The 22,605-nt window shown below is 60.7% G+C and carries 22 protein-coding genes; 14 read left to right on the forward strand and 8 right to left on the reverse strand.

What is annotated here, in order from left to right; translation table 11 throughout:
- Positions 1–129: 129 nt before the first annotated feature.
- Together BLV20_RS13775 and BLV20_RS13780 are read right to left on the reverse strand one after the other, a co-directional pair.
- Positions 130–1,347 (reverse strand): argininosuccinate synthase, encoded by a 1,218-nt coding sequence (locus BLV20_RS13775; RefSeq protein WP_092302297.1) that lies wholly within the window; start codon positions 1,345–1,347, stop codon positions 130–132.
- Positions 1,348–1,473: 126 nt separating this feature from the next.
- Complete coding sequence (locus BLV20_RS13780) at positions 1,474–2,382, reverse strand: flagellar protein MotY (protein ID WP_092302299.1); 909 nt, start codon at positions 2,380–2,382, stop codon at positions 1,474–1,476.
- A 156-nt stretch (positions 2,383–2,538) separates the two neighbouring features.
- Between BLV20_RS13780 and pyrC the strand changes: the two genes are divergently transcribed.
- Entirely contained in the window at positions 2,539–3,585 is a 1,047-nt protein-coding gene (gene pyrC / locus BLV20_RS13785) for a dihydroorotase (RefSeq protein WP_038576260.1), read from the forward strand.
- A complete protein-coding gene (gene rnt, locus BLV20_RS13790) occupies positions 3,582–4,256 on the forward strand; it encodes a ribonuclease T (RefSeq protein WP_092302301.1) in 675 nt (224 codons plus the stop codon). The genes pyrC and rnt overlap by 4 nt, the downstream gene beginning before the upstream one ends.
- Before the next feature lie 71 nt (positions 4,257–4,327).
- Here rnt and BLV20_RS13795 read toward each other — a convergent pair whose 3' ends face one another.
- A complete protein-coding gene (locus tag BLV20_RS13795; RefSeq protein WP_011063111.1) occupies positions 4,328–4,930 on the reverse strand; it encodes a peroxiredoxin in 603 nt (200 codons plus the stop codon).
- A gap of 327 nt (positions 4,931–5,257) precedes the next feature.
- Here BLV20_RS13795 and BLV20_RS13800 point away from each other — a divergent pair, with 327 nt between their 5' ends.
- Both BLV20_RS13800 and bfr read left to right on the forward strand, forming a co-directional pair.
- Entirely contained in the window at positions 5,258–5,476 is a 219-nt protein-coding gene (locus BLV20_RS13800) for a bacterioferritin-associated ferredoxin (RefSeq protein ID WP_092302303.1), read from the forward strand.
- A gap of 201 nt (positions 5,477–5,677) precedes the next feature.
- Positions 5,678–6,151 carry a bacterioferritin gene (gene bfr, locus BLV20_RS13805; protein WP_092302306.1) on the forward strand — a complete coding sequence of 158 codons (474 nt, stop codon included), beginning with the start codon at positions 5,678–5,680 and terminating at the stop codon, positions 6,149–6,151.
- Between the two features lie 136 nt (positions 6,152–6,287).
- Here bfr and grxD read toward each other — a convergent pair whose 3' ends face one another.
- The 3 genes from grxD to BLV20_RS13820 form a co-directional block, all read right to left on the reverse strand.
- Positions 6,288–6,626, reverse strand: a complete 339-nt coding sequence (grxD, locus tag BLV20_RS13810; RefSeq protein ID WP_092302308.1) for a Grx4 family monothiol glutaredoxin — start codon at positions 6,624–6,626, stop codon at positions 6,288–6,290.
- Positions 6,627–6,722: 96 nt separating this feature from the next.
- Positions 6,723–8,831: a molybdopterin oxidoreductase family protein gene (locus tag BLV20_RS13815; protein ID WP_092302309.1), complete on the reverse strand. Its 2,109-nt coding sequence runs from the start codon at positions 8,829–8,831 to the stop codon at positions 6,723–6,725.
- Positions 8,832–8,956: 125 nt separating this feature from the next.
- Positions 8,957–9,250 carry a hypothetical protein gene (locus BLV20_RS13820; RefSeq protein ID WP_092302311.1) on the reverse strand — a complete coding sequence of 98 codons (294 nt, stop codon included), beginning with the start codon at positions 9,248–9,250 and terminating at the stop codon, positions 8,957–8,959.
- A 507-nt stretch (positions 9,251–9,757) separates the two neighbouring features.
- Between BLV20_RS13820 and argF the strand changes: the two genes are divergently transcribed.
- Together argF and BLV20_RS13830 are read left to right on the forward strand one after the other, a co-directional pair.
- The gene (gene argF, locus BLV20_RS13825; protein ID WP_092302652.1) at positions 9,758–10,678 is read left to right on the forward strand and encodes an ornithine carbamoyltransferase; all 921 of its coding nucleotides are present in this window, start codon (positions 9,758–9,760) and stop codon (positions 10,676–10,678) included.
- A complete protein-coding gene (locus BLV20_RS13830; RefSeq protein WP_092302313.1) occupies positions 10,675–11,784 on the forward strand; it encodes an ABC transporter ATP-binding protein in 1,110 nt (369 codons plus the stop codon). The genes argF and BLV20_RS13830 overlap by 4 nt, the downstream gene beginning before the upstream one ends.
- 43 nt (positions 11,785–11,827) lie before the next feature.
- Here the strand turns inward: BLV20_RS13830 and BLV20_RS13835 are convergent, their stop codons facing one another.
- The gene (locus BLV20_RS13835) at positions 11,828–12,610 is read right to left on the reverse strand and encodes a PhzF family phenazine biosynthesis protein (RefSeq protein WP_092302315.1); all 783 of its coding nucleotides are present in this window, start codon (positions 12,608–12,610) and stop codon (positions 11,828–11,830) included.
- Between the two features lie 118 nt (positions 12,611–12,728).
- Positions 12,729–13,199 carry a Cys-tRNA(Pro) deacylase gene (ybaK, locus tag BLV20_RS13840; protein ID WP_092302317.1) on the reverse strand — a complete coding sequence of 157 codons (471 nt, stop codon included), beginning with the start codon at positions 13,197–13,199 and terminating at the stop codon, positions 12,729–12,731.
- A 383-nt stretch (positions 13,200–13,582) separates the two neighbouring features.
- Here ybaK and BLV20_RS13845 point away from each other — a divergent pair, with 383 nt between their 5' ends.
- The 8 genes from BLV20_RS13845 (at position 13,583) to BLV20_RS13880 (ending at position 22,543) form a co-directional block, all read left to right on the forward strand.
- Positions 13,583–14,434, forward strand: a complete 852-nt coding sequence (locus tag BLV20_RS13845; RefSeq protein WP_092302319.1) for an MIP/aquaporin family protein — start codon at positions 13,583–13,585, stop codon at positions 14,432–14,434.
- Positions 14,435–14,512: 78 nt separating this feature from the next.
- The gene (glpK, locus tag BLV20_RS13850; RefSeq protein WP_092302321.1) at positions 14,513–16,018 is read left to right on the forward strand and encodes a glycerol kinase GlpK; all 1,506 of its coding nucleotides are present in this window, start codon (positions 14,513–14,515) and stop codon (positions 16,016–16,018) included.
- A 251-nt stretch (positions 16,019–16,269) separates the two neighbouring features.
- Positions 16,270–17,025: a DeoR/GlpR family transcriptional regulator gene (locus BLV20_RS13855; RefSeq protein WP_009050563.1), complete on the forward strand. Its 756-nt coding sequence runs from the start codon at positions 16,270–16,272 to the stop codon at positions 17,023–17,025.
- Between the two features lie 289 nt (positions 17,026–17,314).
- Positions 17,315–18,853, forward strand: a complete 1,539-nt coding sequence (gene glpD, locus BLV20_RS13860) for a glycerol-3-phosphate dehydrogenase (RefSeq protein WP_092302323.1) — start codon at positions 17,315–17,317, stop codon at positions 18,851–18,853.
- Between the two features lie 437 nt (positions 18,854–19,290).
- Positions 19,291–20,205 carry a glutamate/aspartate ABC transporter substrate-binding protein gene (locus BLV20_RS13865; RefSeq protein WP_092302326.1) on the forward strand — a complete coding sequence of 305 codons (915 nt, stop codon included), beginning with the start codon at positions 19,291–19,293 and terminating at the stop codon, positions 20,203–20,205.
- Between the two features lie 189 nt (positions 20,206–20,394).
- Complete coding sequence (locus tag BLV20_RS13870) at positions 20,395–21,141, forward strand: amino acid ABC transporter permease (protein WP_092302328.1); 747 nt, start codon at positions 20,395–20,397, stop codon at positions 21,139–21,141.
- Positions 21,141–21,812: an amino acid ABC transporter permease gene (locus BLV20_RS13875; protein WP_092302330.1), complete on the forward strand. Its 672-nt coding sequence runs from the start codon at positions 21,141–21,143 to the stop codon at positions 21,810–21,812. The genes BLV20_RS13870 and BLV20_RS13875 overlap by 1 nt, the downstream gene beginning before the upstream one ends.
- On the forward strand, positions 21,809–22,543 hold the full coding sequence (locus BLV20_RS13880) for an amino acid ABC transporter ATP-binding protein (protein ID WP_092302332.1): 735 nt from the start codon (positions 21,809–21,811) through the stop codon (positions 22,541–22,543). Before BLV20_RS13875 ends, BLV20_RS13880 begins: the two co-directional genes overlap by 4 nt.
- Positions 22,544–22,605: the final 62 nt, after the last annotated feature.

Consider the following 22,605-nt stretch of genomic DNA (forward strand, 5'->3'; position numbering starts at 1 on the left):
ATGTTGTTGCTTATTGAAACAATGCCTTTTCAACTTAGCCGTGTGACTCGAATACCCAGCGGATCGATTAATCGCCAGGCATAAAAAAGCCCCGCTCATGGCGGGGCTCTTTTAGAACGACTCAAGGTATCAGGACAAAGTCCGGCCCTTGTTGGCCGCAATCCGCATGCGCAAGGCATTGAGCTTGATAAAGCCCGCCGCATCCGCCTGGTTGTAGGCGCCGCCGTCTTCTTCGAAGGTCGCGATGTTGGCATCGAACAGCGATTCGTCGGACTTGCGACCGGTAACGATCACATTGCCCTTGTACAGCTTCAGGCGAACCACGCCGTTCACGTGGGCCTGGGAAGCGTCGATCATCTGTTGCAGCATCAGGCGCTCAGGGCTCCACCAGTAGCCGGTGTAGATCAGGCTGGCGTACTTGGGCATCAGCTCGTCTTTCAGGTGAGCCACTTCGCGATCCAGGGTGATCGACTCGATCGCCCGGTGAGCGCGCAGCATGATGGTGCCGCCAGGGGTTTCGTAGCAGCCGCGGGACTTCATGCCGACATAGCGGTTTTCCACGATATCCAGACGGCCGATACCGTTTTCGCCGCCGATGCGGTTCAGGGTCGCCAGCACGGTGGCCGGAGTCATCTCGACGCCGTCGATCGCCACGATATCGCCGTTGCGGTAGGTCAGCTCGATGTAGGTCGCAGTGTTGGGAGCCTTCTCCGGGGAGACGGTCCAGCGCCACATGTCCTCTTCGTGCTCGGTCCAGGTGTCTTCCAGCACGCCGCCTTCATAGGAGATGTGCAGCAGGTTGGCATCCATCGAGTACGGGGATTTCTTCTTGCCGTGACGCTCGATCGGGATCGCGTGCTTCTCGGCGTAGTCCATCAGTTTCTCGCGGGACAGCAGGTCCCACTCACGCCACGGAGCGATCACTTTCACGCCTGGTTTCAAGGCGTAGGCGCCCAGCTCGAAACGAACCTGGTCGTTGCCCTTGCCGGTAGCGCCGTGGGAAATGGCGTCGGCACCGGTTTCGTTGGCGATCTCGATCAAACGCTTGGCGATCAACGGACGAGCGATGGAAGTACCCAGCAGGTACTCACCTTCGTAAACGGTGTTGGCGCGGAACATCGGGAAAACGAAATCGCGGACGAACTCTTCGCGCAGATCGTCGATGTAGATCTCTTTCACGCCCATGGCTTGCGCCTTGGCACGTGCAGGTTCGACCTCTTCGCCCTGACCCAGGTCAGCGGTGAATGTCACCACTTCACAGTTATAAGTATCCTGCAGCCACTTGAGGATCACCGAAGTGTCCAGGCCGCCGGAATACGCCAGAACGACCTTGTTTACGTCCGCCATGCCATCACTCCACGGGGTTCTACGGAAAGCCGTCAAGTCTACCGATCAACGCGGATAATTTACAGAGGCGCGACAGCTTATGACGACGAAGCGACAGATTATGTCGAGCGCGCGACGACAGCCGTTTCAGGAAGTCGCCGCGGCATTGGCGGGAGCAGCAGCCTGGGGGGCTGGTTTTTCCACGACCGGGACACGCTCAAGCTTCACGTTGACCCGACGATTCTTCGCCCGGTTCGCAGCGTTGGTGTTAGGCGCCAATGGATAGCGTTCACCGTGGAAACGCATCTCGATCTGCGACTCGGGAATGCCATTGGCCTTGAAGAACTCCATCACCGCCAGCGCCCTGCGCCGCGACAGGTCACGGTTGGTCAAGCGATTGCCGCTGTTGTCCGAGTGGCCATCGAGCTGGATGTGGTTGACCGTCGGGTCGGCCTTGAGGAACTCGAGCATCACCTGCAGCCTGGCCTTGGCCTTGGCGTCCAGATCGATGCCGCCGCCAGGAAAGCCGACCTCGGATTGCCTGACCTGGTCGAAGTTCTGCGGCAACAACTTGGCGACGCAGCGCTGATAGTCGCCATACGCCTTGCTGAACTTGACCGGCAGCAAGCGCACCTCGGACGCCCCGCCCTCACGGGAGTAATGGCGTACCACCGGGCTGCGGCCCTCCAGCAGCCCGCCGATCAGGCGCCCGGCCTGTAATTGCGAGCTGTTGAACAGCACATCGCCACTGCCGAGCCGCACCGAACCCAGGTTGATGTCGCCCCGCCCCGGCTGCCACGGCGCGGCCGCCGCCAGCAGCGTGGCCGAACCGCCAGCGAGCATCGGGTTGTAGGCCTTGAGGCGGAAGGTCGCCTGCTCACCGGCACGACGCACGAACTCCCCGGAGCCGAAATCGGTGATCGGCTGGCTCAGACGGCACTCGAATTTATCGCCTTCGACCGTCCACTCAATGCTTTCCAGACGGGTCTGGAAAGTCAGCGCCATCGCGGGAAGGCTGGCGAACACACTGAGCAAGGCTAGATAACGCTGGCGCACGGGAGGCTCCACTGACTTGTACATCACGAATATCGACATGCCTGTTTACGGCATACCTTCGGGATATCGGAAGCTTTACGCAAAACTTGATAGCGAGTGCCTGGAAGAGTCTTTTCCGGTAGCATTCACCGGAGTTTGACCCGCCTGGAATCCCCAATGTCCGACCGCCTGACCCTGCTGCGTCCCGACGACTGGCATATTCATCTTCGCGATGGTGCCGTGTTGACCAATACTGTCGCGGATGTCGCGCGCACCTTTGGCCGCGCCATCATCATGCCTAACCTGGTACCTCCGGTGCGCAACGCCGCTGAAGCCGACGCCTATCGCCAGCGCATCCTCGCTGCGCGGCCGGCCGGCAGCCGCTTCGAGCCGCTGATGGTGCTCTACCTTACCGATCGCACCCAGCCCGAAGAAATTCGCGCGGCCAAGGCCAGTGGTTTCGTCCATGCGGCCAAGCTCTACCCGGCCGGCGCGACCACCAACTCGGATTCGGGCGTCACCAGCATCGACAAGATTTTCCCGGCACTGGAAGCCATGGCCGAAGTCGGCCTGCCGCTGCTGATCCACGGTGAAGTCACGCGTAGTGAAGTCGACGTCTTCGACCGCGAGAAGCTGTTCATCGACGAGCACATGCGCCGTGTCGTCGAGCGCTTCCCGACGCTCAAGGTGGTGTTCGAACACATCACCACCCGTGACGCCGTGCAGTTCGTCAACGAGGCCTCGGCCAACGTCGGCGCGACCATCACCGCCCACCACCTGCTATACAACCGCAACCACATGCTGGTCGGCGGGATTCGCCCGCACTTCTATTGCCTGCCGATCCTCAAGCGCAACGTGCACCAGGAAGCGCTGCTCGACGCCGCCACCAGCGGCAGCCAGAAGTTCTTCCTCGGCACCGACTCCGCCCCCCACGCCCAGCACGCCAAAGAAGCGGCCTGTGGCTGTGCCGGCTGCTACACCGCCTATGCCGCGATCGAGCTGTATGCCGAGGCCTTCGAACAGCGCAACGCGCTGGACAAACTGGAAGCCTTCGCCAGCCTCAATGGCCCGCGCTTCTACGGCCTGCCGGCCAACACCGATCGCATTACCCTGGTTCGTGAAGAATGGACCGCCCCTGCCAGCCTGCCTTTCGGCGAGCTGACCGTCATCCCGCTGCGCGCCGGTGAAAAACTGCGCTGGCGCCTGCTGGAGGAACACGCGTGAGTGAAGACCATTTCGACGACGAGCAGGACGGTCACGGCGGTGGTGGCTCGCGTCATCCAATGGCGGCACGCTTTCGTGGTTACCTGCCGGTAGTCGTCGACGTTGAAACCGGTGGTTTCAATTCGGCCACCGACGCCTTGCTGGAAATTGCCGCGACCATTATCGGCATGGACGAAAAGGGCTTCGTGTTTCCCGAACACACGCTGTTTTTCCGCGTCGAGCCTTTCGAAGGCGCCAACATCGAAGCCGCAGCGCTGGAATTCACCGGGATCAAGCTCGACCATCCGCTGCGCATGGCCGTCAGTGAAGAAACCGCGCTGAACGATATCTTCCGCAGCGTGCGCAAGGCGCTGAAGGCCAACGGCTGCAAGCGCGCGATCCTGGTCGGGCACAACAGCAGCTTCGACCTGGGCTTCCTCAACGCGGCTGTCGCGCGCCTGGACATGAAGCGCAACCCGTTTCATCCGTTCTCCAGCTTCGATACCGCGACGCTTGCCGGCCTGGCCTACGGTCAAACCGTGCTGGCCAAGGCATGCCAGGCCGCCGATATCGATTTCGATGGCCGCGAAGCGCATTCCGCCCGCTACGACACCGAGAAGACTGCCGATCTGTTCTGCGGCATCGTCAATCGCTGGAAGGAAATGGGCGGCTGGCAAGACTTCAACGACTGATCCGTCGCTGATCGACCGCGCATAAAAAAAAACCGGCCCTGAGGCCGGTTTTTTTATGCGTGAAGCGCGGCTTACAGCTTGCCGGCGTTCTCGCTCAGGTAAGCAGCAACGCCTTCTGGCGAAGCGGTCATGCCCTTGTCGCCTTTCTTCCAGTTGGCAGGGCAGACTTCGCCGTGCTCTTCGTGGAATTGCAGAGCGTCGACCAGACGGATCAGCTCTTCCATGTTACGGCCCAGCGGCAGGTCATTGACGATCTGCGAACGCACGACGCCTTTGTCGTCGATCAGGAACGCGCCACGGAAAGCCACGCCGCCTTCGGACTCGACGTCGTAGGCCTTGGCGATTTCGTGCTTCATGTCAGCAGCCATGATGTACTGGACCTGACCAATGCCGCCGGCATTGATCGGGGTGTTGCGCCAGGCGTTGTGAGTGAAGTGCGAGTCGATCGAAACAGCGATCACTTCAACGTTGCGCGCCTTGAAGTCAGCCATGCGGTGGTCCAGAGCGATCAGCTCGGACGGGCAGACGAAGGTGAAGTCCAGCGGGTAGAAGAACACCAGGCCGTATTTGCCTTTGATGGCCGAGGACAGGGTGAAGCTGTCGACGATTTCGCCATTGCCGAGAACGGCGGGAACGGTGAAGTCAGGGGCTTGTTTGCCTACGAGTACGCTCATTGGATATCTCCTGGTGTGATCGAATGAAGAATGAGATCCAGCCTAGTCTGCCGTCGCTAAGCGACAGCCCTGTGACTCGATCCCGCTTCGTAAGGACCGCACATCATACACCGCGTTTTTGAGCTGTCCTTAGTGGTTTTTCCATCCCTCGGGCTCAGACCGCAAAAAAGCTGTATATACCGGTCAACTCATCGTCCGGGGCGAAAAAAGCCGTTCGTCTGCCAAACAGGTTTCTGGCAAAAAGCCCCAGCAAACCACTTTGACAATCATTCTCGTTAACATTAAGATCCATCGCATTGAGCCATAACCAGCGACGGTTCTCACCTTATGTATGTCTGCCTCTGCACTGGCGTCACCGACGGACAAATCCGCGATGCAATCTACGACGGTTGCTGCAGCTATCGTGAAGTACGCCAAGCGACCGGCGTGGCCAGTCAATGCGGCAAATGTGCCTGCCTTGCCAAGCAAGTGGTGCGTGAAACCCTGACCGAGCTGCAAAGCAGCCAGCCAGCAATTGCCTACCCAGTAGAATTTAATGTTGCGTAATTAACGCCATTTAAAAGAACCGGACTTCGTGTCCGGTTTTTTTATGCCTGTAATTCAATCGCTTAGCGTCAAAACGCGGAACACAAACATTCTTATTCCGATTAATTTTCATATATTATTCAATAACTTAGGTTTGACACTAATCATCCTGCGGCTCAGACTCTGCCTTATATACCGCTAATTACAGGGCAGGACCCCATCATGAAAGGCGACGTCACAGTCATCCAGCATCTCAACAAGATCCTTGCCAATGAACTGGTCGCGATCAATCAGTACTTCCTGCATGCACGCATGTATGAAGACTGGGGCCTGAACAAGCTGGGCAAGCACGAATACCACGAGTCCATCGACGAGATGAAGCATGCGGACAAGCTGATCAAGCGCATCCTCTTCCTCGAAGGCCTGCCAAACGTTCAGGACCTGGGCAAACTGCATATCGGCGAACACACCAAGGAAATGCTCGAGTGCGACCTGCGCATCGAGCGTACCGGCCATACCGACCTGAAAGCCGCCATCGCCCATTGCGAATCGGTTGGCGATTTCGGTAGCCGCGAGTTGCTGGAAGACATCCTGGAATCGGAAGAAGAACATATCGACTGGCTGGAAACCCAACTGGGCCTGATCGATAAAGTCGGCCTGGAAAACTACCTGCAATCGCAGATGGGCGACGAGTAATTCCCCCAGGCTTTGAGCCATACATACTTCGCTCCATAAAAAAGCCCCGCCTCTCTTACGAGGGCGGGGCTTTTTATTGCGTGGACAATTCCACACAAGCTGCAGGAGCGAACGGGTCGCTCCTGCATGAAGCGAATCAGGCTTCGCTCTTGGCAGCGGCTTTTTCAGCGGCGGCCTTGATCAGGGCCTGCAACTCACCATTGGCGAACATCTCAGCCATGATGTCGCTGCCGCCGACCAGTTCGCCAGCTACCCACAGTTGCGGGAAAGTTGGCCAGTTGGCGTATTTAGGCAGGTTGGCGCGGATTTCCGGGTTCTGCAGGATGTCCACGTAAGCGAACTTCTCACCACACCCCATCACAGCTTGAGCGGCTTTCGCGGAGAAGCCGCACTGCGGGGCATTCGGCGAGCCTTTCATGTAAAGCAGAATGGTGTTGTTGGCAATCTGCTCTTTAATAGTTTCGATGATATCCATGGAGCACCTCGGCTGAACTTTCCGACTCTGTTGTCGACACGGTGGCGCATTGTAACGGAAAGCCGAGCGCCATGCTCGGCCTCTCCGACAGACTCCTCAGGCCGCCTCCACCGTCACCGGAACGCCATTGAGCGCCGCATTGCCCGATAGCTCGTCCAACTGATGCTCGTCGGTCAGGTCATTGGCACTCGCCCCCGGTTGCGCCGTGGCGATGCTCATCTGCACGCCTGGCCGGCCATGCCCCCAGCCGTGGGGAAGGCTGACCACGCCGGGCATCATCTCGCTGCTGGCCAGGACTTCCACTTCGATGGCCCCGACCCGCGAACTGACCCGCACGCGCTGCCCGTCAGTCAGCCCCCGATGGTTCAGATCATCCGGATGCATCAGCAACTGGTGCCGTGGCTTGCCCTTCACCAGCCGATGGTAATTGTGCATCCACGAATTATTACTGCGCACATGGCGCCGACCGATCATTAGCAGTTCGCCGGCCGCCGGAGCCTGCAATGCGGCAAAGCGCTTGAGATCCGCCATGATCGCCGCGGGTGCGGCCTGCACTCGCTGGTTCTCGGTTTTCAGGCGCGCCGCCAGGTTCGGCTTGAGCGGTCCCAGGTCTATCCCGTGGGGGTGCTCGGCCAGCGTCGCCACGGACAGATTGAATTCGGACGCCTCGCCATACCGCCCCGCTCGCAAGCCTCTGTCGATCATCTGCGCCGGCGGGAGGGTCGGCTTGAGTTCCTTGCCGGTTCGCGCAGCAAAGGCCCTGGCCAGGCCGACGAAGATTTCCCAGTCATGCAGCGCACCTTCGGGCTTGGGCAGGATCGCCTGGTTGAAGCGGCTGACATTGCGCACCGCGAACATGTTGAACGTGGTGTCGTAGTGATCGTTTTCCAGGGCCGAGGTCGATGGCAGGATCAGGTCCGCATAGCGGGTGGTTTCATTGATGTACAGATCGATACAGACCATGAACTCCAGGCCATCCAGCGCCTGCTCCAGTTGCCGTCCGTTGGGCGTCGACAGCACCGGGTTGCCGGCCACCGTGATCAACGCCCGTACCTGCCCTTCGCCTTCGGTCAACATCTCTTCGGCCAGGGCCGAGACCGGCAGTTCGCCGCCGTATTCAGGGCGCCCTGAAACCCGGCTTTGCCAGGCGTTGAAGTGCCCACCCGAGGTTGCCGCCACCAGATCCACCGCCGGCTCGGTGCACAGGGCACCGCCGACCCGATCCAGGTTGCCGGTCACCAGGTTGAGCAGTTGCACCAACCAATGGCAAAGGGTGCCGAACGCCTGGGTAGAGACGCCCATGCGGCCGTAACACACAGCCTTGTCCGCCGAGGCGAAATCGCGCGCTAACTGGCGGATCTGCGGTGCCGGCACCGAGCACAAGGGGCTCATGGCTTTGGCACTGAAACCGGAAACAGCCTCACGCACCTCCGCCAGGCCATCCACCGGCAAATGGCTGTCGCGCGCCAGCCGTTCCTCGAAGAGCGTATGCAGCATGCCGAACAGCAGCGCCACATCACCGCCGGGACGGACAAACACATGCTGGTTGGCCATCGCCGCCGTCTCGCTGCGCCGGGGGTCGACCACCACCACTTTGCCGCCGCGTGCCTGGATCGCCTTCAAGCGCTTCTCCACGTCCGGCACGGTCATGATGCTGCCGTTCGACGCCAGCGGATTGCCCCCCAGGATCAGCATGAAATCGGTGTTATCAATATCCGGGATCGGCAGCAGCAGACCATGGCCGTACATCAGGTAGCTGCTCAGGTGCTGCGGCAGCTGGTCCACCGAAGTGGCGGAAAACCGGTTCCGGGTTTTCAGCAGGCCGAGGAAATAATTGCTGTGGGTCATCAGCCCATAGTTATGCACGCTGGGATTGCCCTGGTACACCGCCACCGCATTGTTGCCGTGACGCTCCTGGATCGCGGCCAGGCGCTCGGCCACCAGTTCGAAGGCCTCGTCCCACTCGATCGCCTGCCACTCGCCGCCGACCCTGCGCATGGGCTCGCGCAGCCGATCCGGGTCGTTCTGGATATCTTGCAGCGCCACCGCCTTGGGGCAGATATGGCCGCGGCTGAAGCTGTCCTGCGCATCGCCCTTGATCGAGGTGATCTGCGGGCCGGCGCCTTCGACTTCGGTGGTTTCAATGGTCAGGCCGCAGATGGCCTCGCACAGGTGACAGGCACGGTGATGGAGAGTCTTGGTCATGGCCAGTCTCTATTTTATTCGGGCGGCCAGCGTCAGGCCGCGGGAACAAAACTATGGTGCCAGACCGGCATCAGCGCCAGAAACGTTCGTCTTGTGAATCGCCAAGCATCAAGCCAGCCGATGGCTCAGTTGGAGGGCAGCCTGGGCGGATCGTCCTGCCGGGCAATCGACGCCAGGCCATCCATCGGCGTCTCGCCACCCTGGTCGCCGCTGAATTCAGCAAGCAGACGCCAGTGTTCATCCAGATTGCTGCTGATGGTCAGCATGCGCTCGATCATCTGTCGCGCGGCGTTGCGCGTGGTGCTGTCGTCACTGCGCAGCAACTCGAAGGACATCGAGGTAATCGATGCCGTCAGGTCGGTCAGGGTTCGCGTCGTCAATCCCAAGAGTGTCTTCAGTTGCTGTTCTTTCGAGTCCATTCCAAGCACTTCCCTGTTGCCGGTGCGCCATTTATAACCTCAGCACTTTGCCTTAGGGAATTATTTCAGGCCGACCTCTCTCGCTCGCTACCCACGACCTGGCCCGCGAGCGGTCTTGCGCTCGCACCTCCCAAAAGCCGGAAGGAGAAAATGCGGCCTCGCGCCAGCCAAATGCCTGATAGCGGCATGCCCCGCAAGGTTCGTTGCCAAGCAACCGGAGCGCAGTGTACAAATGGGCTGTTCGACCGGTTCCCGATGGAGCAACTCCAACGCGGATAACGCCGGTTCCGCACGTTGTAACGCACCTTGATCCGGCCTACGCCACCTCTGAAACATGGTGAAAGCCTGGGAAATCAAGCCTACTGTTGGTAAGACGCGACATTTAATTATAAGATCGCGCCTTCCCCTATTTCGTCGCCCCGTGCGGCTTTCGCCGCAGGTCTCGCCCGTTTCTCGATAAAACAAGGCTTTGAGTATCTGCGGTCTGTTGCAAAAAGGTAGTTAATGATGAGCGCAAGGCACTTTCTCTCCCTGATGGATTGCACGCCCGAAGAGCTGGTCAGCGTGATTCGTCGAGGCATCGAGCTGAAGGACCTGCGTAACCGCGGCGTACTCTTCGAGCCCCTGAAAAACCGCGTTCTTGGAATGATTTTCGAGAAGTCGTCTACCCGCACCCGCCTGTCTTTCGAAGCCGGCATGATCCAGCTCGGCGGCCAGGCAATCTTCCTGTCGCCACGCGATACACAGCTGGGTCGCGGCGAGCCGATCAGCGATTGCGCCATCGTCATGTCGCGCATGCTCGACGCGGTGATGATCCGTACCTTCGCCCACAGCACCCTGACCGAGTTTGCGGCCAACTCCCGCGTACCGGTGATCAACGGCCTGTCCGACGACCTGCACCCGTGCCAGTTGCTGGCCGACATGCAGACCTTCCTCGAACACCGCGGCTCGATCCAGGGCAAGACCGTGGCCTGGATCGGCGACGGCAACAACATGTGCAACAGCTATATAGAAGCGGCGATCCAGTTCGACTTCCAGCTGCGCATCGCCTGCCCCGAAGGCTACGAGCCCAACCCTGAATTCGTCGCCCGAGCCGGCGATCGGGTGAGCATCGTGCGCGATCCGCAAGACGCCGTGATCGGCGCCCACCTGGTGAGCACCGATGTCTGGACCTCCATGGGCCAGGAAGAAGAAACCGCCAAGCGCCTCAAGCTGTTCGCGCCGTTCCAGGTCAACCGCGCGCTGCTCGACCTGGCCGCCGAGGACGTACTGTTCATGCATTGCCTGCCCGCCCACCGCGGCGAAGAAATCAGCCTCGACCTGCTGGACGATCCGCGCTCCGTGGCGTGGGACCAGGCAGAAAACCGTCTCCACGCACAAAAGGCCCTGCTCGAGTTTCTGGTCGAGCCGGCGTACCACCACGCATGAGCCAGCCATTACTGCTTAACCTGCGCAATCTCGCCTGCGGCTACCAGGACCAACGGGTCGTGCAGAACCTCAACCTGCACCTCAACGCCGGCGACATCGGTTGCCTGCTCGGCTCCTCCGGCTGCGGCAAGACCACGACCTTGCGTGCGATTGCCGGTTTCGAGCCGGTGCACGAAGGTGAGATCCAACTGGCCGGCGAAACCATCTCCAGCGCCGGTTTCACCCTGGCACCGGAGCGCCGCCGGATCGGCATGGTGTTCCAGGACTACGCCCTGTTCCCGCATCTGAGCGTGGCGGAGAATATTGCCTTCGGCATTCGCAAGCACCCGCAGAAAAACCGGGTGGTCGAAGAGCTGCTGGAACTGGTCAACCTGAAGAACCTCGGCAAGCGTTTCCCCCATGAGCTGTCCGGCGGCCAGCAACAGCGCGTCGCATTGGCCCGGGCCCTGGCGCCGGAACCGCAGTTGCTGCTGCTCGACGAACCTTTTTCCAACCTCGATGGCGAACTGCGGCGCAAGCTCAGCCACGAAGTGCGCGACATCCTCAAGGCACGGGGTACCAGCGCGATCCTGGTGACCCACGACCAGGAAGAAGCCTTCGCCGTGAGCGATCACGTCGGCGTATTCCGGGAAGGCCGCCTGGAGCAATGGGACACGCCATACAACCTCTATCACGAGCCGCTGACGCCGTTCGTGGCGAGTTTTATCGGCCAGGGGTATTTCATTCGCGGCCAGCTGGACAGCCCGGAATCGGTGCAGACCGAACTCGGCGTACTGCGCGGCAACCGTGCCTACACCTGGCCGCCTGGCGGCGCGGTGGACGTGCTGCTGCGGCCGGACGACATCGTTTATGCCCCGGACAGCGCGCTCAAGGCGCGGATTGTCGGCAAGAGTTTCCAGGGCGCATCGACGCTGTACCGCCTGCAACTGCCAACCGGCAGCCAGCTCGAATCGATCTTCCCTAGCCACGCCGACCACCAGATAGGTGCCGACGTGGGAATTCGCGTGGCCGCCGAACACCTGGTGCTGTTCCAGGCATCTGGCAGCACCGCGGCGCAGCTTCCACAAGCTGAATCGGGCGTTCGCCGCTACAGCAGCGCCCATTGAGCCAGCGAATGCCGCAGGCGCCGGTCAGCCGGCGCCTGTGGCTTCAATCCAGAATCAGTGTGCCGCTGGCCACCAGCGTCGCCTGCCCGCCAATCTTCACCCGCTTGCCTTCCAGCCGACAGAACAACGCCCCTCCGCGCTTCGAACATTGATAAGCCGTCAGGCGAGTCTTGTCCAAGCGTTCAGCCCAGTAGGGGGTCAGGGCGCAATGGGTCGAGCCGGTCACAGGGTCTTCGTTGATCCCAATGGCCGGGGCGAAATAGCGCGAGACAAAATCATGCCGGCCGCCCTGCGCGGTAACGATCGCCCCAGGCCAGGGCAACTTGGCCAAGGCCGCCATGTCCGGCTGGCAGTCGAGCACCGCCTGCTCGGACTCCAGCACCGCGAACAACTCGTTAGCCCCCAGCAATGCCACGACCTTCGTACCGAGAATGCGCTCCAGCTGTTCGCGACCATCGATCTCGCGCGGCGCGCGAACCGGGAAGTCCAGCCAGAGCTGCGCGCCTTCGCGACTGACGCTCAAGGGGCCCGACAGACAGATGAAGTCGATGCGTGGCCCCGGCTCGCCATAAATTTCGAACAGCACATGGGCGCTGGCGAGGGTGGCATGGCCACACAAGGCGATTTCGGTGGTTGGGGTAAACCAGCGGATACGCCAGCCCTGCGCTTCGCGCACGACAAAAGCGGTCTCCGCCAGGTTGTGCTCGGCGGCGATGCTCTGCATCAACTCATCGGCCGGCCAGGCTTCCAGCCGATAGACCATCGCCGGATTACCGCTGAAAGGACGGTCGCTGAACGCATCGACCTGATGAAACTCAAGCTGCATAACGCTTCTCCTTGAACATGCCGCGCAAGCATGGGGCCACGCGCCCAGGCGCCGACAGCCACAGAGAAGGTTCTTTTTCGTCATACAGCACCCATGCCGGGCATGGGTGCCAGGGCGGTCAGTCGCGACCGATATCGGCGAATACCGCCTGAGTGTGCTCAGCCAGCACAGCGGCGCAAAGCTCGACCTCGAGCCCGCGCCGACCGGCGCTGACGAAAATGCTGGCAAAGGGTTGCGCGCTGTTGTCGATAAACGTGCGCAGGCGCTTTTTCTGCCCCAGCGGGCTGATCCCGCCCAGCAAGTAACCGGTCGCTCGCTGCGCGGCTGCCGGGTCGGCCATCTCGGCTTTTTTCACCCCCGCGGCGTGAGCCAGGGCCTTGAGATCGAGACTTCCGACGACCGGCACCACAGCCACCAGCAATTCGCCTTTTTCGCTGCTGGCCAACAATGTCTTGAACACCTGCGCCGGGTCGAGGCCCAGTTTTTCCGCTGCCTCCAGGCCATAAGAGGCCGCCTTCGGGTCATGTTCATAACTGTGCACCCGATGTTCGGCGCGAACTTTCTTCAGCAGATCCAGTGCAGGGGTCATGGCAACTCCATGAGACAGGAAAGGGACAGGAACACTGCCGGCGATTCTAGGATATCCGTCGATAAAAGGCTCTATTTCAGGACTCATGCCGCCACTCCTGCAGTCACGCAAGCCAGCCAGGCCGCGCTGCTGACGCAAAACCCCGACGGTTTTCCCAAGATCATTCACACAACTGATAGTTATAAAATGACCAATGGTTCACTTTCGACCTTTGACAGTAATGTTTCTTGTCTATATTTTTTCGTTTGCGAATATCATGTGCTAGATCCAACCGCCGTACCCAGCAGTAAGCCGCGCCCAGGATGGGGATCCTGCCAGCGGTGAAAATCGCGCTCAGCGCCCTCCGGGCCAGCGCCAGACAACAACAAAAACCGAGGTTTTCAATGACAACTGCGTTACAACAACCGTCGCTCTCCGGCCAGTGCATGGCCGAGTTCCTGGGTACAGCCTTGTTGATCTTCTTCGGTACCGGTTGCGTCGCCGCGCTCAAGGTCGCGGGTGCCAGCTTCGGCCTATGGGAAATCAGCGTCATCTGGGGGATCGGCGTGAGCATGGCGATCTACCTTACCGCTGGCGTTTCCGGCGCGCACCTCAACCCGGCCGTCAGTATCGCGCTGTGCATCTTTACCGACTTCGAGAAGCGCAAGCTGCCGTTCTACATCCTCTCGCAGATCGCCGGCGCCTTTTGCGCGGCGCTGCTGGTCTACACGCTGTACAGCAATCTGTTCTTCGATTACGAACAAGCGCACCAGATGGTCCGCGGTTCCCAAGCCAGCCTTGAACTGGCCTCGGTCTTCTCCACCTATGCCAACCCGGCGCTGTCCACCGCCCAGGCCTTCCTGGTCGAAGTGGTGATTACCGCGATCCTGATGGGCGTGATCATGTCCCTGACCGACGACAACAACGGCTTGCCGCGCGGCCCCATGGCACCGCTGCTGATCGGCCTGCTGATCGCGGTGATTGGCAGCGCCATGGGTCCGCTGACCGGTTTTGCGATGAACCCGGCGCGGGATTTTGGCCCTAAACTGATGACATTCTTCATGGGCTGGGGCGAGGTTTCCTTTACCGGCGGTCGCGATATCCCGTACTTCCTGGTTCCGATTTTCGCGCCGATTGTCGGTGCCTGCCTCGGCGCCGTGGCTTACCGCGGCTTGATCGCCCGGCACCTGCCCAGCGCCGCCCCTGCTCCAACGGAAGCCGAAAAAGCCATTGACGGCAAAGTAAGAACTTCTTGAAACCGGCGGCGCAAGGTCCTGCCCAATCCCGACCTGCGCCCCCTGCCCACTTCCTTATTTTTGTCCAAGGCAATCGACATGACCGACATTCAGAATAAGAACTACATCATTGCCCTCGATCAGGGTACGACCAGCTCGCGCGCGATCATTTTCGATCGCGACGCCAACGTCGTGTGCACCGCCCAGCGCGAATTCGTCCAGCATTACCCGCAAGCCGGCTGGGTCGAACACGACCCGATGGAAATCTTCGCCACCCAGAGCGCGGTGATGGTCGAGGCCCTGGCGCAAGCCGGCCTGCACCATGACCAGGTCGCTGCCATCGGCATCACCAACCAGCGCGAAACCACCGTGGTGTGGGACAAGACCACCGGCCGGCCGATCTACAACGCCATCGTCTGGCAGTGCCGCCGCAGCACCGAGATCTGCGAGCAACTCAAGCGTGACGGCCTGGAAGGCTACATCCGCGACACCACCGGCCTGGTCACCGACCCGTATTTCTCCGGCACCAAGCTGAAATGGATCCTCGACAACGTCGAAGGCAGCCGCGAACGCGCGCGTAACGGCGAACTGCTGTTCGGCACCGTCGATAGCTGGCTGATCTGGAAATTCACCGGCGGCAAGACCCACGTCACCGACTACACCAACGCCTCGCGCACCATGCTCTTCAACATCCACACCCTGGAGTGGGATGCGAAGATGCTGGAGGTGTTGGACATCCCGCGCGAAATGCTGCCGGAAGTGAAGTCGTCCTCGGAAATCTACGGCCGCACCAAAAGCGGCATCGCCATCGGCGGGATCGCCGGCGATCAGCAGGCCGCGCTGTTCGGCCAGATGTGCGTCGAACCGGGCCAGGCGAAAAATACCTATGGCACCGGCTGCTTCCTACTGATGAACACCGGCGACAAGGCGGTCAAGTCCAAGCACGGCATGCTCACCACCATCGCCTGCGGCCCTCGCGGCGAAGTGGCCTACGCCCTGGAAGGCGCGGTGTTCAACGGTGGCTCCACCGTGCAGTGGCTGCGTGACGAGCTGAAGATCATCAACGACGCCCACGACACCGAATACTTCGCCAACAAGGTCAAGGACAGCAATGGCGTGTACCTGGTCCCGGCGTTCACCGGCCTGGGCGCTCCGTACTGGGACCCCTACGCCCGTGGCGCGCTGTTCGGCCTGACCCGTGGCGTGCGCGTGGACCACATCATCCGCGCCGCACTGGAGTCGATCGCCTACCAGACCCGCGACGTCCTCGACGCCATGCAACAGGACTCCGGCGAACGCCTCAAGGCCCTGCGCGTGGACGGCGGCGCGGTAGCCAACAACTTCCTCATGCAGTTCCAGGCCGACATCCTCGGCACCCAGGTCGAGCGCCCGCAAATGCGCGAAACCACCGCCCTGGGCGCGGCCTACCTGGCTGGCCTGGCCTGCGGTTTCTGGGGCAGCCTGGAAGAGCTGCGCGGTAAGGCGGTGATCGAGCGCGAGTTCGAACCACAGCTGGCCGAAAGCGAGAAGGAAAAGCTCTACGCCGGCTGGAAAAAAGCCGTCAGCCGCACCCGCGACTGGGAACCGCACGAAGGCGCTGAATAAGCCAGGTCGCGGATTCGTATCGGGTGGCCGATCGGGTGAAAACGTAGCGAGCGAAGGAAAGCCAAGGCAAAAACAGACGAGGACCGGCTGGGGTCGCACCCGACTTTACGTGTTTGTAAATGAGCAGTCCGAGTCTGTTTTTAACGCAGGATTTCCGAGCGTAGTAGTTTTCACGTGATCGGGTAACTGGTCGGGAGTAGATTCCTGCGGCATCATGGGCAAATTTTGCATGGCAGCCCAAAGGAAGCCCCATGAATCTGCCTCCCCGTCAGCAGCAAATCCTCGAGCTGGTCCGCGAACGCGGCTATGTCAGCATCGAGGAAATGGCCCAGCTGTTCGTCGTTACACCGCAAACCATCCGCCGCGATATCAACCAGTTGGCGGAAGTGAACCTGTTGCGTCGCTACCACGGCGGCGCAGCCTACGACTCCAGTGTCGAAAACACCGCCTACGCCATGCGCGCCGATCAGATGCGCGATGAGAAACAACGCATTGGCGAAGCCATCGCCGCGCAGATTCCCGATCACGCCTCGCTGTTCATCAATATCGGCACCACCACCGAATCGATTGCCCGGGCGCTGCTCAATCACAACCACCTGAAGATCATCACCAACAACCTGCACGTGGCCTCCATGCTCAGCGCCAAGGACGACTTCGACGTGCTGCTGACCGGCGGCAATGTGCGCCGCGATGGCGGCGTGGTCGGCCAGGCCAGCGTCGACTTCATCAACCAGTTCAAGGTCGATTTCGCCCTGGTCGGCATCAGCGGCATTGACGAAGACGGCAGCCTGCTGGACTTCGACTACCAGGAAGTGCGGGTTTCCCAGGCAATCATCGCCAATGCCCGGCAGGTGATCCTGGCTGCCGACTCCAGCAAGTTCGGGCGCAACGCCATGATCCGCCTCGGCCCCATCAGCCTGATCGATTGCCTGGTCACCGACCAGCAGCCAGTCCCGGCGCTGACCCAATTGCTACAGCAACACAAGATCCGCCTGGAAGTCGTCTGACCCCCTCCCCCGTGTAGCCGCTGCCGCAGGCTGCGATCGGCCCCGAAGGAGCCGTGCTCTTGAGGGCCTCGGAAGGTCCTACGGACCTTATCGCAGCCTTCGGCAGCGGCTACAGCTCCCTCCCGCGGACGTCTTGCGTCCGACAATGTTCGTAAATTTTCCTTTCCCCGCCTTTCGATGAGTTTTTTCAATCGAAGGCTGCTGGCTGTCGGCGTGTTTCTGCGCTAACATTTTCGCAAATGAACATTCATGTTCGATTTCAAATATCAAAAGAACACGAGGCCAGCCGATGCCCACTTCCACCTTGCCCGCGCCCCCTCTCTCCGAGATTTATGACATTGCCGTGATCGGTGGTGGGATCAATGGCGTCGGCATCGCCGCCGATGCCGCCGGGCGCGGCCTGTCCGTGTTCCTTTGCGAAAAAGACGACCTGGCCAGCCATACCTCCTCGGCCAGCAGCAAGCTGATCCACGGTGGCCTGCGCTACCTCGAACACTACGAATTCCGCCTGGTTCGCGAGGCCCTGGCCGAGCGCGAAGTGCTGCTGGCCAAGGCCCCGCATATCGTCAAGCCTATGCGCTTCGTCCTGCCGCACCGCCCGCACCTGCGCCCGGCGTGGATGATCCGCGCCGGCCTGTTCCTGTATGACCACCTGGGCAAACGGGAAAAGCTCGCCGGGTCCAAAAGCCTGAAATTCGGCGCCGACAGCCCGCTGAAAGCCGAGATCACCAAAGGCTTCGAGTACTCCGACTGCTGGGTCGACGACGCCCGCCTGGTGGTATTGAACGCCATGGCCGCCCGTGAAAAAGGCGCCCACGTGCACACCCAGACCCGTTGCATCAGCGCCCGCCGCAGCAAGGGCATGTGGCATCTGCACCTGGAGCGCAGCGACGGCAGCCTGTTCTCGATTCAAGCCAAGGCCCTGGTAAACGCCGCTGGCCCATGGGTCGCCAAGTTCATCAAGGACGACCTGAAGCTGGACTCGCCTTACGGCATCCGCCTGATCCAGGGCAGCCACCTGATCGTGCCCAAGCTGTACGAAGGCGAGCATGCGCACATCCTGCAGAACGAAGACCAGCGCATCGTCTTCACCATTCCGTACCTGAACCACTTCACCCTGATCGGCACCACCGACCGCGAGTACACCGGCGATCCGGCCAAAGTGGCGATTACCGAAGGCGAAACCGACTACATCCTGAAAGTGGTCAACGCCCACTTCAAGAAGCAGCTGAGCCGCCAGGACATCGTGCATACCTATTCCGGCGTGCGCCCGCTATGCAATGACGAGTCCGACAACCCGTCGGCCGTGACCCGCGACTACACCCTGGCGCTGTCCGGCAATGCCGACGAAGCGCCGCTGCTGTCGGTGTTCGGCGGCAAGCTGACCACCTACCGCAAGCTGGCCGAATCGGCCATGGCCCAGCTGGCGCCGTTCTTCAAGGACATCAAGCCAAGCTGGACGGCGCACTCGACCCTGCCCGGCGGCGAAGACATGACGACGCCACAGGCATTGGCCGAAGCGATTCGCCAGAAGTTCGACTGGGTACCCAGCGAAATCGCCCGCCGCTGGGCCACCACCTACGGCAGCCGCACCTGGCGCCTGCTGGAAGGCGTAAACAGCCTGAGCGACCTGGGCGAACACCTGGGTGGCGGCCTGTACACCCGTGAAGTCGATTACCTGTGCAGCGAAGAATGGGCGGTCAATGCCCAGGACATCCTCTGGCGACGCAGCAAGCTGGGCCTGTTCACCACACCAGCCGAGCAGGAAAAACTCCAGCACTACCTGCAAAAGGTCGAGCAGAACCGGACCAAGATCGAAGCGGCCTGATCGCCCTTCCTATATAAAGAAGCCCCCGCGCCGCCCGGCCCGGGGGCTTTTTCATGGCCGCGGCGTCTGTAGGAGCGAGGCTTGCCCGCGATCCGCGCAACAGGGTGCAACAGGGGCAGCGCGGTGATGCCATCGCGGGCAAGCCTCGCTCCTACGGGGGGATGAGCCCGGCACGGCTGGGCATTCGGTTTTCCGAACGCGACTTTCGGATCGATTCGGATAACCGGATAAAGACCGCTGAAAATACTCGCCATAAATATTTAATAGCCTTTCAAATCAAGGTCTTGATGCAGAACAGCTGGCCTGGCACGACTCATGCTCTACACTCTTCGACGAATGCCTGATGCGCCAACACATCAGGAGCCGTCAAGGCATTCGCTGTATAAGAGAGCCGTCGAACTGGCTTCATAAAAAAAACAAATGTCGAGGAAATATTGATGCGCATCGTTCCCCATCTGTTGGGCGCAGCCATTGCTGCTGCTCTGATTAGCACTCCAGTCGTTGCCGCCGAACTGACCGGCACGCTGAAGAAAATCAAAGACTCCGGCACCATCACCCTCGGACATCGCGACGCTTCCATTCCGTTTTCCTACATCGCGGATGCATCCGGCGTTCCAGTCGGCTACTCCCACGACATCCAGCTGAAAATCGTCGAAGCCATCAAGAAAGACCTCGGCATGCCGGATCTCAAGGTCAAATACAACCTGGTGACTTCGCAGACCCGTATCCCGCTGGTGCAGAACGGCACCGTGGACATCGAGTGCGGCTCCACCACCAATAACGTCGAGCGCCAGCAGCAGGTCGACTTCTCCGTCGGCATCTTCGAGATCGGCACCCGCCTGCTGTCCAAGAAAGATTCGCCTTACAAGGACTTCCCGGACCTCAAAGGCAAGAACGTCGTGACCACCGCTGGCACCACGTCCGAGCGCATCCTCAAGGCGATGAACGCCGACAAGCAGATGGGCATGAACATCATCTCCGCCAAAGACCATGGCGAGTCCTTCAACATGCTCGAAGGCGGCCGCGCCGTTGCCTTCATGATGGACGACGCGCTGCTGGCCGGTGAAATGGCCAAGGCCCGCAAACCGACCGATTGGGCCGTGACCGGTACCGCGCAATCCTACGAAATCTATGGCTGCATGGTCCGCAAGGGCGACGCACCGTTCAAGAAGGCCGTGGACGACGCCATCATCGCCACCTACAAGTCGGGCGAGATCAACAAGATCTACGACCGTTGGTTCCAGTCGCCGATTCCACCAAAAGGCCTGAACCTGATGTTCCCGATGAGCGACGAGCTCAAGGCCCTGATCGCCAACCCGACCGACAAAGCGGCTGACGATAAAAAGTCCTGATTCCTGACTAACCTTGTTTCCTGAAAGGGCCCTGCCCTTTCAGGAGCCTGTCACTACCTGCTGGCTTTTTTTGGAAACACTCGAACCGGTGGTTGTCGAGCCGATCGCGTGTGCCTGGCTGTCATCCAGGCGGGAACGGATTTCCCCAAGCGGGTGCTTGTACATCGATCGATCAGAGGGGAGACCCTAATGAATTACAACTGGGACTGGGGCGTGTTCTTCAAGTCCACCGGCGTGGGCAGCGAGACCTATCTCGACTGGTTCATCGCGGGCCTGGGCTGGACCATCGCCATCGCCGTGGTGGCTTGGATCATCGCGTTGCTGCTGGGCTCGATACTGGGCGTCATGCGTACCGTGCCGAACCGCCTGGTGTCGGGCATCGCCACCGTCTACGTGGAGGTGTTCCGTAACGTACCGCTGCTGGTTCAGCTGTTCTTGTGGTACTTCCTGGTACCGGACCTGCTGCCGCAAAACCTGCAGGACTGGTACAAGCAGGACCTCAACCCGACCACCTCGGCCTACCTGAGCGTCGTCGTGTGCCTGGGCCTGTTCACCGCCGCCCGTGTCTGCGAACAGGTGCGTACCGGCATCCAGGCGCTGCCGCGCGGCCAGGAATCCGCAGCCCGCGCCATGGGCTTCAGGCTGCCGCAGATCTACTGGAACGTGCTGCTGCCCCAGGCCTATCGGATCATCATTCCGCCGCTTACCTCGGAATTCCTCAACGTCTTCAAGAACTCCTCCGTGGCCTCGCTGATCGGCCTGATGGAGTTGCTGGCGCAGACCAAGCAGACCGCCGAGTTCTCGGCCAACCTGTTTGAAGCCTTCACCCTGGCCACGCTGATCTACTTCACCCTGAACATGAGCCTGATGCTGCTGATGCGCATGGTCGAGAAGAAAGTCGCAGTGCCCGGCCTGATCTCCGTGGGGGGCAAATAATGGAATTCGATTTCACTGGCGTCGTCCCGGCCATTCCCGGCCTGTGGAACGGCATGCTGATGACCCTCAAGCTGATGGCGCTGGGCGTCGTCGGCGGGATTGTCCTCGGCACCATCCTGGCGCTGATGCGTTTGTCCCACAGCAAACTGCTGTCGAACATCGCTGGCGTCTACGTCAACTACTTCCGCTCCATCCCGCTGCTGCTGGTGATCACCTGGTTCTACCTGGCGGTCCCCTTCGTGCTGCGCTGGATCACTGGCGAAGACACACCGATCGGTGCGTTCGGCTCCTGCATCGTGGCCTTCATGATGTTCGAAGCCGCGTACTTCTGCGAAATCGTCCGTGCCGGCGTGCAGTCGATCCCCAAGGGCCAGATGGGCGCCGCCCAGGCGCTGGGAATGACCTATGGCCAGATGATGCGCCTGATCATCCTGCCCCAGGCGTTCCGCAAGATGACCCCGCTGCTGCTGCAGCAGAGCATCATCCTGTTCCAGGACACCTCGCTGGTGTACACCGTCGGCCTGGTGGACTTCCTCAATGCCTCGCGCTCCAGCGGCGATATCATCGGCCGCTCCAATGAGTTCCTGATCGTTGCCGGTCTGGTGTATTTCACAATCAGCTTTGCCGCCTCGCTGCTGGTCAAGCGTCTGCAAAAAAGGTTTGCCGTATGATCTCTATCAAGAACATCAACAAGTGGTATGGGGACTTCCAGGTGCTGACCGATTGCAGCACCGAGGTCAAGAAAGGCGAAGTGGTGGTGGTCTGCGGCCCGTCCGGTTCCGGCAAATCCACCCTGATCAAATGCGTCAACGCCCTGGAGCCGTTCCAGAAGGGTGACATCGTGGTCGACGGCACCTCCATCGCCGACCCGAAGACCAACCTGCCGAAACTGCGCTCGCGCGTGGGCATGGTGTTCCAGCATTTCGAGCTGTTCCCGCACCTGACCATTACCGAGAACCTGACCATCGCGCAGATCAAGGTACTGGGCCGCAGCAAGGAAGAAGCCACCAAGAAAGGCCTGCAACTGCTTGAACGCGTAGGCCTGTCGGCGCACGCCCACAAGCACCCGGGCCAGCTTTCCGGCGGCCAGCAGCAGCGCGTGGCGATTGCCCGTGCGCTGGCGATGGACCCGATCGTCATGCTGTTCGACGAACCGACTTCCGCGCTCGACCCGGAAATGGTCAACGAAGTGCTGGACGTGATGGTGCAGCTGGCTAACGAAGGCATGACCATGATGTGCGTGACCCACGAAATGGGCTTCGCCCGCAAAGTGGCCAACCGGGTGATTTTCATGGACCAGGGCCAGATCATCGAGGACTGCCCGAAAGAGGAGTTCTTCGGCGATATCAATGCCCGCTCCGAACGTGCGCAGCATTTCCTCGAGAAAATCCTGCAGCACTAAAGCACAGCCTGAAACCGCTGCCGCAGGGCTGCGATCGGCTCCGAAGGAGACGTGCTCTTCGG

Origin of the sequence: Pseudomonas sp. NFIX28, from assembly GCF_900107395.1 — a bacterium.
Lineage (GTDB): Bacteria > Pseudomonadota > Gammaproteobacteria > Pseudomonadales > Pseudomonadaceae > Aquipseudomonas.

Bases quoted from the DNA above. Each gene is read 5' to 3' on its own strand.
- glpD (WP_092302323.1), top strand. From the start codon at position 17,315: ATGCCCACTTCCACCTTGCCCGCGCCCCCTCTCTCCGAGATTTATGAC.
- BLV20_RS13835 (WP_092302315.1), bottom strand. From the start codon at position 12,610: ATGCAGCTTGAGTTTCATCAGGTCGATGCGTTCAGCGACCGTCCTTTC.
- BLV20_RS13870 (WP_092302328.1), top strand. From the start codon at position 20,395: ATGAATTACAACTGGGACTGGGGCGTGTTCTTCAAGTCCACCGGCGTG.
- pyrC (WP_038576260.1), top strand. From the start codon at position 2,539: ATGTCCGACCGCCTGACCCTGCTGCGTCCCGACGACTGGCATATTCAT.
- BLV20_RS13830 (WP_092302313.1), top strand. From the start codon at position 10,675: ATGAGCCAGCCATTACTGCTTAACCTGCGCAATCTCGCCTGCGGCTAC.
- grxD (WP_092302308.1), bottom strand. From the start codon at position 6,626: ATGGATATCATCGAAACTATTAAAGAGCAGATTGCCAACAACACCATT.
- bfr (WP_092302306.1), top strand. From the start codon at position 5,678: ATGAAAGGCGACGTCACAGTCATCCAGCATCTCAACAAGATCCTTGCC.
- BLV20_RS13795 (WP_011063111.1), bottom strand. From the start codon at position 4,930: ATGAGCGTACTCGTAGGCAAACAAGCCCCTGACTTCACCGTTCCCGCC.
- BLV20_RS13815 (WP_092302309.1), bottom strand. From the start codon at position 8,831: ATGACCAAGACTCTCCATCACCGTGCCTGTCACCTGTGCGAGGCCATC.
- ybaK (WP_092302317.1), bottom strand. From the start codon at position 13,199: ATGACCCCTGCACTGGATCTGCTGAAGAAAGTTCGCGCCGAACATCGG.
- BLV20_RS13855 (WP_009050563.1), top strand. From the start codon at position 16,270: ATGAATCTGCCTCCCCGTCAGCAGCAAATCCTCGAGCTGGTCCGCGAA.
- BLV20_RS13775 (WP_092302297.1), bottom strand. From the start codon at position 1,347: ATGGCGGACGTAAACAAGGTCGTTCTGGCGTATTCCGGCGGCCTGGAC.
- BLV20_RS13820 (WP_092302311.1), bottom strand. From the start codon at position 9,250: ATGGACTCGAAAGAACAGCAACTGAAGACACTCTTGGGATTGACGACG.
- BLV20_RS13800 (WP_092302303.1), top strand. From the start codon at position 5,258: ATGTATGTCTGCCTCTGCACTGGCGTCACCGACGGACAAATCCGCGAT.
- BLV20_RS13845 (WP_092302319.1), top strand. From the start codon at position 13,583: ATGACAACTGCGTTACAACAACCGTCGCTCTCCGGCCAGTGCATGGCC.
- BLV20_RS13875 (WP_092302330.1), top strand. From the start codon at position 21,141: ATGGAATTCGATTTCACTGGCGTCGTCCCGGCCATTCCCGGCCTGTGG.
- BLV20_RS13880 (WP_092302332.1), top strand. From the start codon at position 21,809: ATGATCTCTATCAAGAACATCAACAAGTGGTATGGGGACTTCCAGGTG.
- BLV20_RS13865 (WP_092302326.1), top strand. From the start codon at position 19,291: ATGCGCATCGTTCCCCATCTGTTGGGCGCAGCCATTGCTGCTGCTCTG.
- argF (WP_092302652.1), top strand. From the start codon at position 9,758: ATGAGCGCAAGGCACTTTCTCTCCCTGATGGATTGCACGCCCGAAGAG.
- glpK (WP_092302321.1), top strand. From the start codon at position 14,513: ATGACCGACATTCAGAATAAGAACTACATCATTGCCCTCGATCAGGGT.